Origin of the sequence: Mesorhizobium sp. B1-1-5 (assembly GCF_006443065.1) — a bacterium.
Taxonomy (GTDB): Bacteria; Pseudomonadota; Alphaproteobacteria; order Rhizobiales; family Rhizobiaceae; genus Mesorhizobium.
Genome location: NZ_VFWS01000027.1, coordinates 1 through 15,761, shown reverse-complemented (window position 1 = coordinate 15,761; position 15,761 = coordinate 1). Strand labels below are relative to the sequence as shown.

Annotated in this window: 14 protein-coding genes; 11 read left to right on the top strand and 3 right to left on the bottom strand. The window is 64.7% G+C overall.

Features of this window, described 5'->3' with window-relative positions; all coding sequences use genetic code 11:
• Positions 1 to 91: 91 nt before the first annotated feature.
• The 11 genes from FJ980_RS11990 to FJ980_RS11935 all read left to right on the top strand — a co-directional run bounded on the left by FJ980_RS11990 (position 92) and on the right by FJ980_RS11935 (position 12,203).
• Positions 92 to 991, top strand: a complete 900-nt coding sequence (locus FJ980_RS11990; protein WP_140543095.1) for a LysR family transcriptional regulator — start codon at positions 92 to 94, stop codon at positions 989 to 991.
• A gap of 193 nt (positions 992 to 1,184) precedes the next feature.
• Entirely contained in the window at positions 1,185 to 1,664 is a 480-nt protein-coding gene (locus tag FJ980_RS11985) for a formate dehydrogenase subunit gamma (protein ID WP_140543094.1), read from the top strand.
• Positions 1,661 to 3,217: an NADH-quinone oxidoreductase subunit NuoF gene (locus FJ980_RS11980; RefSeq protein ID WP_140543093.1), complete on the top strand. Its 1,557-nt coding sequence runs from the start codon at positions 1,661 to 1,663 to the stop codon at positions 3,215 to 3,217. Before FJ980_RS11985 ends, FJ980_RS11980 begins: the two co-directional genes overlap by 4 nt.
• A gap of 10 nt (positions 3,218 to 3,227) precedes the next feature.
• Positions 3,228 to 6,140: a formate dehydrogenase subunit alpha gene (gene fdhF / locus FJ980_RS11975; RefSeq protein ID WP_140543092.1), complete on the top strand. Its 2,913-nt coding sequence runs from the start codon at positions 3,228 to 3,230 to the stop codon at positions 6,138 to 6,140.
• A gap of 144 nt (positions 6,141 to 6,284) precedes the next feature.
• Positions 6,285 to 7,115 carry a formate dehydrogenase accessory sulfurtransferase FdhD gene (gene fdhD, locus FJ980_RS11965; RefSeq protein ID WP_140543091.1) on the top strand — a complete coding sequence of 277 codons (831 nt, stop codon included), beginning with the start codon at positions 6,285 to 6,287 and terminating at the stop codon, positions 7,113 to 7,115.
• Entirely contained in the window at positions 7,105 to 7,416 is a 312-nt protein-coding gene (locus FJ980_RS11960) for a formate dehydrogenase subunit delta (protein WP_140543090.1), read from the top strand. The genes fdhD and FJ980_RS11960 overlap by 11 nt, the downstream gene beginning before the upstream one ends.
• Positions 7,417 to 7,528: 112 nt before the next feature.
• Positions 7,529 to 9,082 (top strand): alpha/beta fold hydrolase, encoded by a 1,554-nt coding sequence (locus FJ980_RS11955; RefSeq protein WP_140543089.1) that lies wholly within the window; start codon positions 7,529 to 7,531, stop codon positions 9,080 to 9,082.
• Positions 9,083 to 9,191: 109 nt separating this feature from the next.
• On the top strand, positions 9,192 to 9,665 hold the full coding sequence (locus tag FJ980_RS11950; RefSeq protein ID WP_140543088.1) for a carboxymuconolactone decarboxylase family protein: 474 nt from the start codon (positions 9,192 to 9,194) through the stop codon (positions 9,663 to 9,665).
• A gap of 80 nt (positions 9,666 to 9,745) precedes the next feature.
• Complete coding sequence (locus FJ980_RS11945; RefSeq protein ID WP_140543087.1) at positions 9,746 to 10,108, top strand: nuclear transport factor 2 family protein; 363 nt, start codon at positions 9,746 to 9,748, stop codon at positions 10,106 to 10,108.
• Positions 10,109 to 10,149: 41 nt separating this feature from the next.
• A complete protein-coding gene (locus tag FJ980_RS11940) occupies positions 10,150 to 10,464 on the top strand; it encodes a hypothetical protein (RefSeq protein WP_140543086.1) in 315 nt (104 codons plus the stop codon).
• A gap of 332 nt (positions 10,465 to 10,796) precedes the next feature.
• Positions 10,797 to 12,203 (top strand): FAD-binding oxidoreductase, encoded by a 1,407-nt coding sequence (locus tag FJ980_RS11935; RefSeq protein WP_140543085.1) that lies wholly within the window; start codon positions 10,797 to 10,799, stop codon positions 12,201 to 12,203.
• A gap of 184 nt (positions 12,204 to 12,387) precedes the next feature.
• Here FJ980_RS11935 and FJ980_RS11930 read toward each other — a convergent pair whose 3' ends face one another.
• From FJ980_RS11930 to FJ980_RS11920, 3 genes are all read right to left on the bottom strand, one after another.
• Positions 12,388 to 13,815: a gamma-aminobutyraldehyde dehydrogenase gene (locus tag FJ980_RS11930; RefSeq protein ID WP_140543084.1), complete on the bottom strand. Its 1,428-nt coding sequence runs from the start codon at positions 13,813 to 13,815 to the stop codon at positions 12,388 to 12,390.
• Between the two features lie 104 nt (positions 13,816 to 13,919).
• On the bottom strand, positions 13,920 to 14,735 hold the full coding sequence (locus FJ980_RS11925) for an ABC transporter permease (RefSeq protein WP_140543083.1): 816 nt from the start codon (positions 14,733 to 14,735) through the stop codon (positions 13,920 to 13,922).
• Positions 14,725 to 15,630, bottom strand: coding sequence for an ABC transporter permease (locus FJ980_RS11920; RefSeq protein ID WP_181181176.1), 906 nt, complete (start codon positions 15,628 to 15,630; stop codon positions 14,725 to 14,727). Before FJ980_RS11920 ends, FJ980_RS11925 begins: the two co-directional genes overlap by 11 nt.
• Positions 15,631 to 15,761 lie beyond the last annotated feature (131 nt).

Below are 15,761 nucleotides of genomic sequence, written 5' to 3'. Positions count from 1 at the left end.
CTCAAAAATGTGGACGAGGCCGATTGCGTATGCGTCTTGCGAAGCAACGCGATTTCCCCGACCTTGGGCGAACCGCGGCGGATCGGACGGCATGATCGACAAGCTGGAATTCTTCATCGCATTGGCCAAGGAGGAGCATTTCGGCCGGGCCGCGGAGGTGTGCGGCGTCACCCAACCGACCTTATCGGCCGGCATCAAGCAGCTCGAGGGCCAGTTGGGCGTCATGCTGGTGCTGCGCGGTTCGCGCTTCCAGGGCCTGACGCCGGAAGGCAAGCAGGTGCTGGGCTGGGCGCGCCGCATCGTCGGCGACTCACGCACGATGCGCGAGGAGATGCGCGCGGCGCGCCACGGGCTGTCCGGGCGCATCCGCATCGCCGCGATCCCGACGGCGCTCGCCATGGTGGCGCGGCTGACGACGCCATTCCGCGAAAAGCATCCGGGAGTCACCTTCTCGGTGCTGTCGCGCACATCCATCGAGGTGCTGTCGCTGCTCGGCAATTTCGACGTCGATGCCGGCATCACCTATCTCGACAACGAGCCGCTCGGGCGCGTCACCAGCGTGCCGCTCTATGACGAGCGCTATCAGTTGATCACCGCGGTCGGGAACCCCTATTCCGACCGCGACAAAGTGTCGTGGGCCGAGATCAGCCAGCTGCCGCTCTGCCTGCTGACGCCGGACATGCAGAACCGGCGCATCATCGACCAGCATCTGGCGGAAGCCGGCGTGCAGGTGCGGCCGACGCTGGAATCGAATTCGATGATCGTGCTGTTCTCGCATATCCGTACCGGCAAATGGTCGTCGATCATGCCGCTCAACCTTGCGGAAACGTTCGGCTTTTCCGAGCCGATCCGCGCCATCCCGATCGTCGAGCCGGACGCCAGCCATACGGTCGGGCTGGTGGCGGCGCCGCGCGAGCCGCACACGCCGCTGGTGCAGGCGCTGCTGGACGAGGCGATGGCGCTGGCGGACGATTTCCGCGCCCACCGCTAGGCTAGACCATGCGAGCTGCCTGATTTCGATAGAAAATTTCTATCAAGCGACGGGAGCGCTTTATTGATTTCGGAGGTTTCCTCTGATTTCGTAAGGACTTAGCGATATTGCGCCCTATGCATGTCGTTGCCCCGAAACCGCTCTATATTCCGGGGTGACATACATTGGCCGCCACGACCAGGGAGGGCGCTGCGTGACCATGCAGGCCGCAAGTACCGAGATCGCGTCGCGCACGGCGGCGATCATTGACGAGATGAAGGGCCTTGAAGGCCCGTTGCTGCCGATCCTGCACAGCATACAGGAAGAGTTCGGCCACGTTCCGAAGGACGCGCTGCCGGTGATCGCCGATGGGCTGAACCTGTCGCGGGCCGAGGTGCACGGCGTGGTCAGCTTCTATCACGATTTCCGCGCCAAGCCTGCCGGCCGGCACGTGCTGAAGCTCTGCCAGGCGGAAGCCTGCCAGTCGATGGGCTCGGAGGCCGTCGCGGCCAAGGTCAAGCAGTTGCTCGGCATCGATTTCCACGAGACCGCCCGCGACGGATCGGTTACACTGGAACCGGTCTATTGCCTCGGGCTTTGCGCCTGCTCGCCGTCGGCGATGCTCGATGGCGAAGTTATCGGCCGGCTCGATGACGAGAAGATCGAAGAGATCGTCGCGGAGGTACGTTCATGATCCCGCGCATCTATATCCCGGCAGATTCCGGCGCGCTGGCGCTCGGCGCCGAAAAGGTCGCCAAAGCGATCGAGAAGGAGCTCAAGGAGCGCGGCGTCGAAGCCAAGATCGTGCGCAACGGCTCGCGCGGCGCCTATTTCCTGGAGCCGATGGTCGAGGTGGCGACGGCTGAGGGCCGCGTCGCCTACGGGCCGGTCAAGCCGTCCGATGTCAAGAGCCTGTTCGACAGCGGCTTCCTCAAGGGCGGCCATCACAAGCGCTGGCTGGGCTCGCCCGACAAGATCCCCTTCTTCGCCAAGCAGACGCGGCTGACCTTCGCGCGCTGCGGCATCATCGATCCGCTGTCACTCGACAGCTACAAATCGCATGGCGGCCTGAACGGACTGCAAAATGCAGTGGCGATGGCGCCCGCGGACATCGTGAAACAGGTGACCGACTCCGGCCTGCGCGGCCGCGGCGGCGCCGGCTTCCCGACCGGCATCAAGTGGAAGACGGTGCTGGATACGGTTGGCGAGCAGAAATACATCGTTTGCAACGCCGACGAAGGCGACAGCGCCACTTTCGCCGACCGCATGATCATGGAAGGCGATCCATTCGTGCTGATCGAAGGCATGGCGATCGCCGGCATCGCCACCGGCGCGACCAAGGGCTTCGTCTATATCCGCTCGGAATATCCGCACGCGGTAGCGACGATGAACAAGGCGGTCGCTATCGCCCGCAAGGCGGGCGTGCTGGGCATCAACGTGCTGGGCTCGCCCAACGCCTTCGACATGGAAATCCGCGTCGGCGCCGGCGCCTATGTCTGCGGCGAGGAAACCTCGCTGCTCAACAGCCTCGAGGGCAAGCGTGGCGTGGTGCGCGCCAAGCCGCCGCTGCCCGCGATCCAAGGCTTGTTCGGCAAGCCGACGGTGATCAACAACGTGATCAGCCTGGCCTCGGTGCCTGTAATCATGGACAAGAGCGCTGCCTACTACAAAGATTTCGGCATGGGCCGCTCGCGTGGTACGATTCCGATCCAGATCGCCGGCAACGTCAAGCATGGCGGCCTGTTCGAGACGGCTTTCGGCCTGACGCTGGGCGAGATCGTCGATGACATCGGCGGCGGCACGGCTTCCGGCCGTCCAGTGAAGGCGGTGCAGGTCGGCGGCCCGCTCGGCGCCTATTTCCCGCGCGCTTTGTTCGACACGCCCTTCGACTACGAGGAATTCGCCAAGCGCGACGGGCTGATCGGCCATGCCGGCATCACCGTGTTCGACGACACGGCCGACATGCTGAAGCAGGCGCGCTTCGCCATGGAGTTCTGCGCCATCGAAAGCTGCGGCAAGTGCACGCCCTGCCGCATCGGCTCGACCCGCGGCGTCGAGGTTCTGGACAAGGTCGCCGCGGGCATCGAGGCGGAGAAGAACCTCGCTCTGGTCACCGACCTCTGCAACACGATGAAGTTCGGATCGCTTTGCGCGCTGGGCGGCTTCACGCCCTACCCGGTGATGAGCTCGATCACGCATTTCCCCGAGGATTTCAAGCCCGCGCCGGCGCGCGTGGCTGCTGAATAGGAGCTGGCAGATGAACATCAAGGCCGACTTCCCGACACTCATCCAAGAGATCGACTACGGCACGCCGGAGTCGAACGCGACGAAGCAGATCACGCTGACCGTCGACGGGCAAAGCATCACCGTGCCGGAAGGCACGTCGATCATGCGCGCGGCGATGGAGGGCGGGGTCGAGATCCCGAAACTCTGCGCCACCGATATGCTGGACTCCTTCGGCTCCTGCCGCGTCTGCCTGGTCGAGATCGAAGGACGCGGCGGCACGCCGGCCTCCTGCACGACGCCGGTCGGCGAAGGCATGGTGGTGCGCACGCAGTCCGACCGGCTGGACGCCATCCGCCGCGGCGTCATGGAGCTCTATGTCTCCGACCATCCGACCGGCTGGAACGAGAAGGCCGGAACCGGCGCCAGCGAGTTCGACGCGGTGGCGAAGTCGGTCGGCCTTGCCGAGAACCGCTACGGCGTCGAAGGCCGCAACCATGTCAAGCAAGAGGGCGGCGTCGCGCCCGGCCATGGCTCATTGGCCGTCGACTACATCGCGCGTGACGAATCCAACCCCTATTTCACCTACGACCCGGCACAGTGCATCGTCTGCTCGCGCTGCGTGCGCGCCTGCGAAGAGGTCCAGGGCACCTTCGCGCTGACCATCGAGGGCCGCGGCTTCGAATCGCGCATGGTCGCCGGTATGCATGAGGACTTCATCGCCTCCGAATGCGTCTCCTGCGGCGCCTGCGTGCAGGCCTGCCCGACCGACGCGCTGCGCGAAAAGACCGTGCTCGAGAAGGGCATGCCGGAGCGCTCTGCCGTCACCACCTGCGCCTATTGCGGCGTCGGCTGCTCGTTCAAGGCGGAGGTCAAGGGCGACGAAGTCATCCGCATGATGCCCTACAAGGACGGCAAGGCGAACCACGGCCATAGCTGCGTCAAGGGCCGTTTTGCCTATGGCTATGCCACGCACAAGGATCGCATCCTGTCGCCGATGGTCCGCGAGAAGATCACCGATCCGTGGCGCGAAGTGAGCTGGGAAGAGGCGATCGCCCATACGGCGAAGGAATTCCGCCGCATCCAGTATCAGTATGGACGCACCGCGATCGGCGGCATCACGTCCTCGCGCTGCACGAATGAGGAAACCTATCTCGTCCAGAAGCTGGTGCGGCAGGGCTTCCGCAACAACAATGTCGACACCTGCGCGCGCGTCTGCCACTCGCCGACCGGCTACGGGCTCGGCCAGACCTACGGCACCTCGGCCGGCACGCAGGATTTCGATTCGGTCGAGTTCACCGATGTCGCCGTCGTCATCGGCGCCAATCCGGCTTCGGCCCATCCGGTGTTCGCCTCGCGGCTGAAGAAGCGGCTGCGCCAGGGCGCCAAGCTGATCGTGCTCGATCCGCGCCGCACCGAGATGGTCAAGTCGGCGCATATCGAAGCCGACTACCACCTGCCCTTGAAGCCCGGCACCAACGTGGCGGTGCTGACGGCGCTGGCGCATGTCATCGTCACCGAAGGCCTGTTCGACGAGGCCTTCATCCGCGAGCGCTGCGACTGGGCCGAGTTCCAGGACTGGGTGTCCTTCGTCGCCCTGCCGGAGAACAGCCCTGAGGTGGTCGGCAAGCTCTCGGGCGTCGATCCGGAACTCATCCGGGGTGCCGCGCGCATGTACGCCAAGGGCGGCAATGGCGCGATCTACTACGGCCTCGGCGTGACGGAGCACAGCCAGGGCTCCACCACGGTGATCGCCATCGCCAACCTCGCCATGGCTACGGGCAATATCGGCCGTCCGGGCGTCGGTGTGAACCCGCTGCGCGGCCAGAACAACGTGCAGGGCTCCTGCGACATGGGCTCGTTCCCACATGAATTGCCGGGCTACCGCCACATCTCGGGCGAAGCGGTGCGCGACATCTATGAGAGCCTGTGGGGCGTGAAGCTGGACGATGAGCCGGGCCTGCGTATCCCCAATATGCTGGACGCCGCCGTCGACGGTTCGTTCAAGGGCATCTACATCCAAGGCGAGGACATCCTGCAGTCCGATCCCGACACCAAGCATGTCGCCGGCGGCCTCGCCGCGATGGAATGCGTGGTCGTGCACGACCTCTTCCTCAACGAGACGGCGAACTACGCGCATGTCTTCCTGCCGGGCTCGACCTTCCTCGAAAAGGACGGCACATTCACCAATGCCGAGCGCCGCATCAACATGGTGCGCAAGGTCATTGAGCCGAAGGCGCGCTATGCCGACTGGGAAGCGACGCAGGAGCTTGCCCGCGCCATCGGGCTCGACTGGAACTATACCCATCCCTCGCAGATCATGGACGAGATCGCCCAGACGACGCCGAGCTTCGCCGGCGTCTCGTTCGAACTGCTCGACCGCGTCGGCTCGGTGCAGTGGCCGTGCAACGAGAAGGCGCCGCTCGGCACGCCGATCATGCATGTCGACGGCTTCGTGCGCGGCAAGGGCAAGTTCATCCGCACCGAATATGTGGCGACGGACGAGCGGACCGGTCCGCGCTATCCGCTGCTGCTGACCACCGGACGTATCCTGTCGCAATATAATGTCGGCGCGCAGACAAGGCGCACCGAAAACGTCGCATGGCATGCCGAGGACCGGCTGGAGATCCATCCGCACGACGCCGAAGTCCGCGGCGTGCACGAGGGCGACTGGGTCCGACTGGCAAGCCGTTCGGGTGAAACGACACTGCGCGCGCTGATCACCGACCGCGTCTCGCCGGGTGTCGTCTACACGACCTTCCACCACCCGGACACGCAAGCCAACGTCATCACGACCGACTTCTCGGACTGGGCGACCAACTGTCCGGAATACAAGGTCACCGCGGTGCAGGTGGCGCCGTCCAACGGCCCGACCGACTGGCAGAAGGACTATAACGAGCAGGCCAAGCAGAGCCGGCGCATCGCCCCGCTGGAAGCGGCGGAGTAGGTGTGTCGAGGCACGAGCTTCAATCTTGACGGCTGATCGACCCCCACTCCGTCGAGCTTCGCTCGACACCTCTCCCCCGATCGACGGGGGAGAGGAAAGGCGCGAGTTGCTGCGAAGGATGGGCAGTACAGGGAGGCGCGCCTCGTGACGAAAGAACGCCCCGCCATTTCCCAGATCTCTCGTCTCGCGCACCGCGCCGGCGGCACCGCGGCCGCGAACCGCATGGTGCCGGAAGAGACGCCGGTGGCGTTCTCCTATGCCGGCACCACGCATGCGGTGATGATGGCGAGCCCCGCCGATTTCGAGGATTTCGCGCTCGGCTTCTCGCTGACCGAAGGCATCATCGCCGACCCGGCAGAGATCGAGGCGATCGAGGTCGAGGACCTCGGCGCCGGCATCGACATCCAGATAAGGCTGAAGGACAAGGCCAACACGCGTTTCCAGGCGCGGCGGCGCAGGCTGGCCGGGCCGGTCGGCTGCGGGCTGTGCGGCATCGAATCCATCGAGGAGGCGATGCGCTCAGTCGATGCCGTTGGTGCGTCGCGACTTACGCTTCAGTCGGAAGATATAACAAGCGCCGTCCGCCTGCTGTCGAAGCAGCAGCCGCTGCATAAAGAGACGGGCGCGGTGCATGCCGCCGGCTTCTACGTTCCCGGCAAGGGCATCGTCATGGCGCGGGAGGATGTCGGCCGTCACAACGCGCTGGACAAGCTGGCCGGCGCGCTGGCCAAGGCCGGCATCGACGGTGCGAGCGGCGCCGTCGTGGTGACCTCGCGCGTCTCGGTGGAGATGGTGCAGAAGTCGGCCGCCATCGGCGCCGCGATCATCATGGCGGTTTCGGCGCCGACGGCGCTCGCCATTCGCACGGCCGAGGCCGCCGGCATGACACTGGTGGCGCTGGTTCGCGGCGACGATTTCGATATTTTCACCCACCCTGAACGGGTGGCTTCCGGAGTTGCCAAGCATGTCGCATGACGAAGACCACATCGCCAGCACCAGGGAAAAGCTGGTGCGCATGGCCAACCAGATCGCCGCCTTCTTCCATTCGAAACCGCGCGAGGAAGGCATTGCCGGCGTTGCCGAGCACATCAACAAGTTCTGGGAGCCGCGGATGCGGCGCCAGTTCTTCGAGATGCTCGACGCCGGCACCGAGAATTTCGACGAGCTCGTGATCGCTGCCTCGGCCAAGATCAAGCGGCCGATCAGCCCCGCGGAGGCCGACATGAAGCTTGGGCTTACGGCCTTCCCGGCCGATATCGCCGCTTCGCAAAAATAGCGTAGCGACCGGGCGGCCTTATATTTCTTTCTGCTAAAATTTAAGCTGCCGCTATCGGCGCGGCTCTGCTATGTTTGACGATCGGAAATCGTCGGGCCGGGCGGAAGAACTCGTGAGGCCGATCGAGACGCGATATGCCCGCAGCGGGGACGTGCGGATCGCCTATCAGGTGGTCGGCCAGGGTGCGTTCGATCTTGTGTTCGTGCCGGGCTTCATCTCCAATCTCGACCTGCACTGGGAAGACGAAGGCTACAGCCGCCTGTTGAAACGGCTTTCGGCTTTCTCGCGGCTGATCCTGTTCGACAAGCGCGGCACCGGACTCTCCGACCGTGTCGATACCCGTCATCTGCCGAGCCTGGAGACCCGCATGGACGACGTGCGCGCCGTGATGGACGCCGCCGGCAGCGGCCGCGCGGCGATCCTCGGCGCCTCGGAAGGCGCGCCGATGGCGATGCTGTTCGCCGCCACCTATCCGGAGCGGACGCGCGCGCTGGTGCTTTATGGCGGCTATGCGCATTTCCACAAATGGGTGATGCCGCCGGAGCGGCTTGAGGCCTTCATCGAGACGGCGGAGACAGCGTGGGGCACCGGCGCCACCTTGCCCAATTTCGCGCCCGGCCGGGTCGACGATGCGCATTTCGCCCAGTGGTGGGCCCGGTTCGAGCGGCTGTCGGCCAGCCCGACCGCCGCGGCAGCCCTTGCCCGCATGAACGCCGATATCGACGTGCGCGGCATCCTGGCGATGATCAGCGCGCCGACGCTGCTCATCCATCGCCGCAACGACGTCCGTGTCGACCCTGACGCCAGCCGCTTCCTCGCGAAGAAGATCCCGCATGCCCGGCTGGTCGAGATAGCCGGGCGCGATCATCCGATCTGGACCGGCGATGTCGATCGGGTTGCCGACCTGATCGAGGAATGCCTCACCGGCGAGCCGGCGGTGGCCGACACCGAGCGCGTGCTGGCGGCGCTGCTGGTGACGCGCATCTACGACACGGCCAGGCTCGGCGATCGTATGTGGAGCGAGCGCAGCCAGCGCTTCCAGGAAACCTGGCGGCTTCTGGTCGGCCGCCATGGCGGCCGGACGGCCGGCACGCATGGCGAATTGATGATGTCGCGCTTCGATGGGCCGGCGCGCGCCGTGCGCTGCGCCGCGGCATTGCGCGAGGCGGCGCAGCAGATCGGCGTGGCGAGCGCGCAAGGCGTGCATGTCGGCGAGACCGAAATGCGCGGCCAGCCGGTCGGGCTGACGGCACGGGTGACAATGCAACTCGCCGCGCATGCCGGGCGCGGCGATATCCTCGCCTCGCGGCTGGTCGCCGATCTTGCGACAGGTTCCGGCCTGCACTTCGTCGATGCCGGCCGCGTCAGCCTCGACGAGCTGGACGAGCCCATGCCGGCGGTTCTTGCGACGTCGGAGCAGCATCTGGAGCCGGCCTGCCGTCCCAAGCCCAAGCCGGCCGAGCCGACGGCGCTGACAGCTCGCGAAAGCGAGGTGGTGAGCCTGATCGCCGACGGCAAGAGCAATGCCGCGATCGCCGCCGAGCTCAGCCTCAGCGAGCACACGGTCAAGCGCCATGTCGCCAACATACTGCTCAAGCTCGACCTGCCGTCGCGGGCGGCGGCGGCGGCGTTCTCGGCCAGACATGCTGGCCCGGACGGGCCATGAGAGCCATGGCGCTTTCGGGCGAAGCGGTCGAGGCGCCCTAAGAGGTATCAATTCTTCCCATGCGGGCTGGGCGATGTCGCCGAAAAGGCCCCGCCAAATGGAGGATGAAATGCTGAAACTCAGTCGCAAGATCGGATTGCTGGCATTTGCCGCGGGCGCATTGCTGGCCATCACCCCCGCGATGGCCGAAGACGCTTCGGCTACCGCCGCCTACAAGGACATCCAGGCCACGCTCGGCACGGTGCCGGACATGTTCAAGATTTTGCCCGATGTGGCGGTCGCCGGCGCATGGGCCGAAATCAAGGGCGTGCAGCTCAATCCGAACACCGCCCTCAACGGCAAGACCAAGGAGCTGATGGGTCTCGCGGTCGCCTCGCAGATCCCCTGCCAGTACTGCATCTATTTCCACACGCTGGCGGCCAAGGCGAACGGCGCGAGCGACGAGGAGATCAAGGAGGCCATCGCGATGGCGGCGATCGTCCGCCACTGGTCGACGATGCTCAACGGCAGCCAGGTCGACCTGGCGACCTTCAAGAAGCAGACCGACGACCTGTTCGCGGCAGTCAAAACCAAGTCGCAGTGAAAAAACCCCTGCCCGGCACCAAGCGCCGGGCGGCACTTTCGCATATCAACCGCCCAGACGATGGGCACATGGAGGACGACATGCTGACCAAGACACAGACAGTGGACGGCGCGGCGATCAAGAAGGCGATCGAAGGCCGTGACGGCAAGCTCCTATCGAGCTTCTACAATGACGACGCGCTGGTGCGGGTGATCGACCGCAACAATCCGCCGAGCAAACCGCGCGAGATCCGCGGCCGGGCGGCGATCAGCACCTTCTGGGATGACATCTGCAGCCGGGCGATGACGCACAAGGTGGATACCACCATTACCGAGGGGGACAACCTCGCCTTTATGCAAGCCTGCGCCTATCCGGACGGCACGAAAGTGTACTGCGCGGCGATGGTGGAGCTGAAGAACGGGCGGATCGCGCGGCAGACCGTGGTGCAGGCCTGGGACGAATAGTTAACAGCGGGCTCAACCGCAAATCAGGGAGGAGAACCAAAATGTTCAGTGCCAGATGGCAGATCGACGCCAAGTTCGGTCACAAGCAGACCGCGCTCGAGCTGATGCGCAAATGGGAGCGCGAGATCGGCTCGCAGGTCGGGCTCGCCGACATGAAGTTCCAGCTCATGACCGGTTCCGTGGGCGCGCGCGAAGCGACGATCGAGGCGCACCACCAGGTCGAAAGCCTGGCCAAGTTGGAGGAATTCTTCGCCAAGATCGCCAAGATCGACGCGCATGCCAAATGGGGCAAGGAGCTGGAGCCCTATGTGGTGTCAGGCACCAGCAAATGGACGATCTTCCGGATCGTGGAGTAGCTGCACCGAAGAGCCGGGGCTGAGAGGCCACCGGCGAGCACGAAGGCGCGAGTGGCCGCGACGCGAGCGGCCGCCCGTTATCACCAGATCGACAAGGCCAGGGGCCGAGCACCCCAGCATGGGCAACCCCGGCGGCACTCCTGGCCGCCATATCATGGCTCACCTGGGCCATGCTCCGCTGGTCCTTTCGGGCGAAGCGGCGCGCACCGGATTGGTGCAATGTGCTGTTCCTGCACCATCCAACGCACCCGTCCGTCGAGGCGGCATAACGAAGCAACAAATGCGTCGCGCCGACGCCGCATGGCGATGGGCGCAATCAAGGGAGCAAATCGATGACCGACGAAACCCATGCAAAACTGCGTGAAAGCCTGCGCGGAGACGTGATCGCGCGTGACGATGCCGGGTATGACGAGGCCCGCAAGGTCTATAACGGCATGATCGAAAAGCGCCCGCTGCTGATTGCGCGTTGCGCCGATGTCGCCGACGTGATCACCGCTGTGAAATACGCGCGCGACAACGACCTGCTGATCGCTGTGCGCGGCGGCGGGCACAACGGCGCCGGTTTGGGGATTTGCGACAACGGGCTCGTCATCGACCTGTCGATAATGAAGGGGATCCATGTCGATGCGAAAACGTGCACCGTGAGGGTCGCACCCGGCTGCACATCGGGCGACGTGGACCATGCCACCCATCCTTTCGGGTTGGCCGTTCCGGCCGGGATCGTCTCGACCACAGGCGTTGCCGGTCTAACACTCGGCGGCGGGACGGGCTATCTCACACGCAGATACGGCCTCACCATCGACAATCTGGTCGAAGCCGATCTGGTGCTGGCCGACGGCAGCGTGGTGACAGCCAGCAAAGCGGAGAACCCCGACCTGTTCTGGGCGCTGCGGGGCGGCGGAGGGAATTTCGGCGTCGTGACCAGCTTCCTGTTCCAGGCCCATCCAGTGAACATGATCTTCGGCGGTCCGGTGTTCTGGGAGGCCAAGGATGCGCTGGCCGTCATGCAGACCTATCGCGACTACCTGCCGGAGGCGCCCGAAGATCTTGGCGCTTTTGTCGGCCTGAAAACCGTTCCCTCGACCGACCCCTTCCCGCGCGAATACTGGGGCAAGCGCGCATGCGCCATCATTTCTTGCTATAACGGCACCGAGGAGGACGGCCGCAAGGCCATGGCGCCACTGCTCGACACTCTGCCCCCGCCGATCTTCAACTGGATGGGCGTGATGCCGTTCCCGGCCCTGCAGGCATTGTTCGACCCGCTGCTTCCGAAAGGCCTGCAATGGTATTGGAAGGGCGATTTCGTCAAGTCGCTTCCCGACGAAGCCATCGCGACCCATATCGCGCAGGCCGCCGAGGCGCCGAGCGAATTGTCGCTCATGCATCTTTACCCGATCGATGGCGCCGTTCGCCGCATCGGCAAGAACGAGACGGCATGGAACGCGCGCGACGCAACCTGGTCAATGGTCATCGCCGGCATCGATCCCGATCCAGGCAAGGCCGCCGACCTCACCAAATGGGCCAAGAATTACTGGGCGAGCATCCATCCCCATAATGGCGAAGGCGGATACGTGAATTTCATGATGGACGACGAAGGAGAAGCACGCGTGCGGGCGAGCTATGGCGCAAACCACGAGCGGCTGAGCCAGGTGAAGCGCACCTATGACCCCCTCAACGTCTTCCGGGTCAACCAGAACATCAAGCCCGCTACATCGGAGATGGGCAGGACGGCTGCTTAGTTTTACGCTGTCTCCGCCGACACAGGGACCGTCGCCGAGGTCGGATCGCCTCCGAATTGCTCTTCGCAATCCGGCCGGCAATCCGGGTGAGGGGTGACTTGGCGCCAAGCTGGAACACCCCTCATCCGTCTCGGCGCTGCGCGCCGATCCACCTTCTCCCACAGGGGGAGAAGAGAAAGCTGCACTACCCGTGCGCCACCATGACGTGGCGGACGGCGGTGTAATCCTCCAGCGCGTAGAGCGACATGTCCTTGCCGTAGCCGGACTGCTTCAAGCCGCCATGCGGCATCTCGTTGGTCAGCATGAAATGGGTGTTGATCCAGGTGCAGCCATATTGCAGACGGGCAGCGGTCGCCATGGCGCGCGAGACGTCCTTGGTCCATACCGACGAGGCAAGGCCGTAGTCGCTGTCGTTCGCCCAGCTCACCGCCTCATCGACATCCGTGAAGCGGGTGACCGAAACGACCGGACCGAACACCTCGCGGCGCACGATCTCGTCCTCCTGGAGCGCGCCGGCGACGACCGTCGGCTGGTAATAGAAGCCGGAGCCTTCGCCCGGCTTGCCGCCGGTGGTGATTTCGATGTGCTTCAGTTCCGAAGCGCGCTCGACGAAGCTCGACACACGGTCGCGCTGGCGACGCGAGATCAGCGGCCCGATCTCATTGTCGGTATCGTCCGGCTGGTTGTACTTGATGGTCGAGACGGCCGAGGAGAGCTCGGCGACGAGCTTTTCGTAGATCTTCTTGCCGGCATAGATGCGGCAGGCGGCGGTGCAGTCCTGACCGGCATTGTAATAGCCGAAGGCGCGCAGACCGTTGACCACGGCGCCGAGGTCGGCGTCGTCGAAGACGATGACCGGCGCCTTGCCGCCGAGCTCCAGATGCGTGCGCTTGACCGACTTGGCGGCCGCCTGCAGCACCTTTTTGCCGGTTGCGACATCGCCGGTGATGGAGATCATGTTGACCTTGGGGTGGTTGATCAGCGTGTTGCCGACGCTGTCGCCGCGGCCGAGCACCACATTGACGACGCCCTCGGGCAGGATCTCGGCGAGGATCTTCGCCAGCTTCAGCGCCGTCAGCGGCGTCTGTTCCGACGGCTTGAAGACCACCGTGTTGCCACCGCCGATCGCCGGCGCCACCTTCCAGGCCATCATCATCAGCGGATAGTTCCAGGGCGCGATGGAGGCGACGATGCCGATCGGGTCGCGCCGCACCATCGAGGTGTGGCCTGGAATATACTCGCCGGCCACCTGGCCGGGCATCGAGCGCACCGCGCCGGCGAAGAACCGGTAGCAGTCGACGATCGCCGGAATCTCGTCATTGAGCACGGCGTTGATCGGCTTGCCGCAGTTCAGCGCCTCAAGCGCGGCGAACTCCTTCGCTTCGGCTTCGATGCGGTCGGCGATCTTGAGCAGGTAGCCAGAGCGCTGCGCCGGCGTGGTGCGCGACCAACTGACGAACGCCTGTTCGGCGGCCCTGACGGCGGCTTCGATCTGCAGCGGACTAGCCTCCGGCATATTGAGGATCGTCGCCCCGGTCTTCGGATTGAGGATCGGCTCCTCGGCCTCAGTGCCCTTCTCGAATCTCGAGCCGATCAGCATTTGGGTGTCCATTGGATTTCTCCCTTAACAGGAGCGAATAGGGAGTAGCGAATAGCGAGTAGGGTTGGGCCATCGATTTCCCTATTCGCTATTCGCTACTCCCTATTCGCTGTTTTTCATTTTCCACTCCCCGCAATCTGATCGCCGTCGCGGGTCAGGTAATAGGCAAAGAGGATCGGCAGCAGCGTCACCAACACCACGACCATGGCCACGACATTGGTGACCGGGCGCTGGCGCGGGCGGATCAGCTCCTCCAGCATCCAGATCGGCACGGTCTGCTGCTGGCCGGCGGTGAAGGTGGTGACGATGACCTCATCGAAGGACAGCGCGAAGGCGAGCATGCCGCCGGCAAGCAGCGCGGTCGCGATGTTCGGCAACACGACATGCCGGAAAGTCTGAAAACCGTCGGCGCCGAGATCCATCGAAGCCTCGATCATCGAGCCCGAGGTGCGGCGGAAGCGGGCGACGGCGTTGTTGTAGACGACGACCACGCAGAAGGTGGCGTGGCCGAGCACGATCGTCCAGAACGAGAACGGGACGTCGGCCAGCGCGAAAGCGGAGCGCAGCGCAATGCCGGTGATGATGCCGGGCAATGCGATCGGCAGGATGACAAGCAGAGAGATGGCCTCGCGGCCGAAGAAGCGCGTCTGCGAGACGGCCGCGGCGCAGAGCGTGCCCAGCACCAGCGCGATCGCCGTCGATATGGCGGCGACGCGGACCGACAGCGACAGCGCCTCCCATACGTCGGGCCGGTTCCAGGTGACGGCGAACCATTGCGTGGTGAGCCCCGGCGGGGGCCACACGAAACTCTTTTCCTCCGTCGTGAAGGCATAGACGAAGATCAGCAGGATCGGCAAATGCAGGAAGAGCAGGCCGCAGGCGGCGGCGATCTTCAGGCCGAGCGGAGCGGATTGACCACGGTCAGAGCGCATCGAAAGCCCCCATGCGCTTGGCGCCCCAGAGATAGAAGCCCATGATGACGATGGGCACCACGGTGAAGGCGGCGGCCAAAGGAATGTTGCCGGCGGTGCCCTGCTGCGAATAGACGGCCTGGCCGATGAACAGCCGCGAGGTGCCGATGATCTGCGGGATGATGTAGTCGCCGAGCGTCAGCGAGAAGGTGAAGATCGAACCGGCGACAATGCCGGGCAGCGCCAGCGGGAACAGCACATTGCGGAAGGTCTGGCCTGGCGAGGCGCCGAGATCGGACGAGGCCTCGACGAGATTGCCGGGCACCCGCTCGAGCGCCGCCTGAACGGGGAGGATCATGAAGGGCAGCCAGACATAGACGAAGACAATGAACGTGCCGGTGAAGGAGACCGACAGCGAGTTGCCGCCGACAACGGGGAGCGACAGCCAGCCGTCGAGCAGCCACAGCAGGTTCAGCTTGGCGAGCAGCCAGGTGAGGATGCCTTCCTTGGCGAGGATCAGCTTCCAGGCATAGATCTTGACCAGGTAGCTCGACCACAGCGGCAGCATGACGCCGAGATAGAACAGCGCCTTCCAGCGGCCGCGCGCATAGCGCGCCGCGTAATAGGCGATGGGGAAAGCGATGATCGCCGAGGCAAGCGTGACCAGCGCCGCCATCGTCACCGTGCGCAGGATGATGTCGAGATTGGCGGCCTGCAACAGGTCGCCATAGGTCTTCAGCGTGAACTCGCGGTTGATGAGACCGGAAAACTCGTCGATCGAGAAGAAGCTCTGCAGGAGCAGCGCGAACAGCGAGCCGATATAGACGATGCCCAGCCAGAGAACCGGCGGGGCGAGCATCAGGAGGAGGAGCAGCTTTGGCCGGCGCCAGAAGAGGTCGGAGAGCGCGCCACGCATGCCGCCGCTGCCGGGCAGGATGGCGGGGGTGGGGTTGGAATTGAGCGCGGCGACGGTCACGGCGCCACCGTGTACAGAGGGAAGCCGCGATCCTTCGCGTCCCCCTCTGTCCTGCCGGACATCTCCCCCTC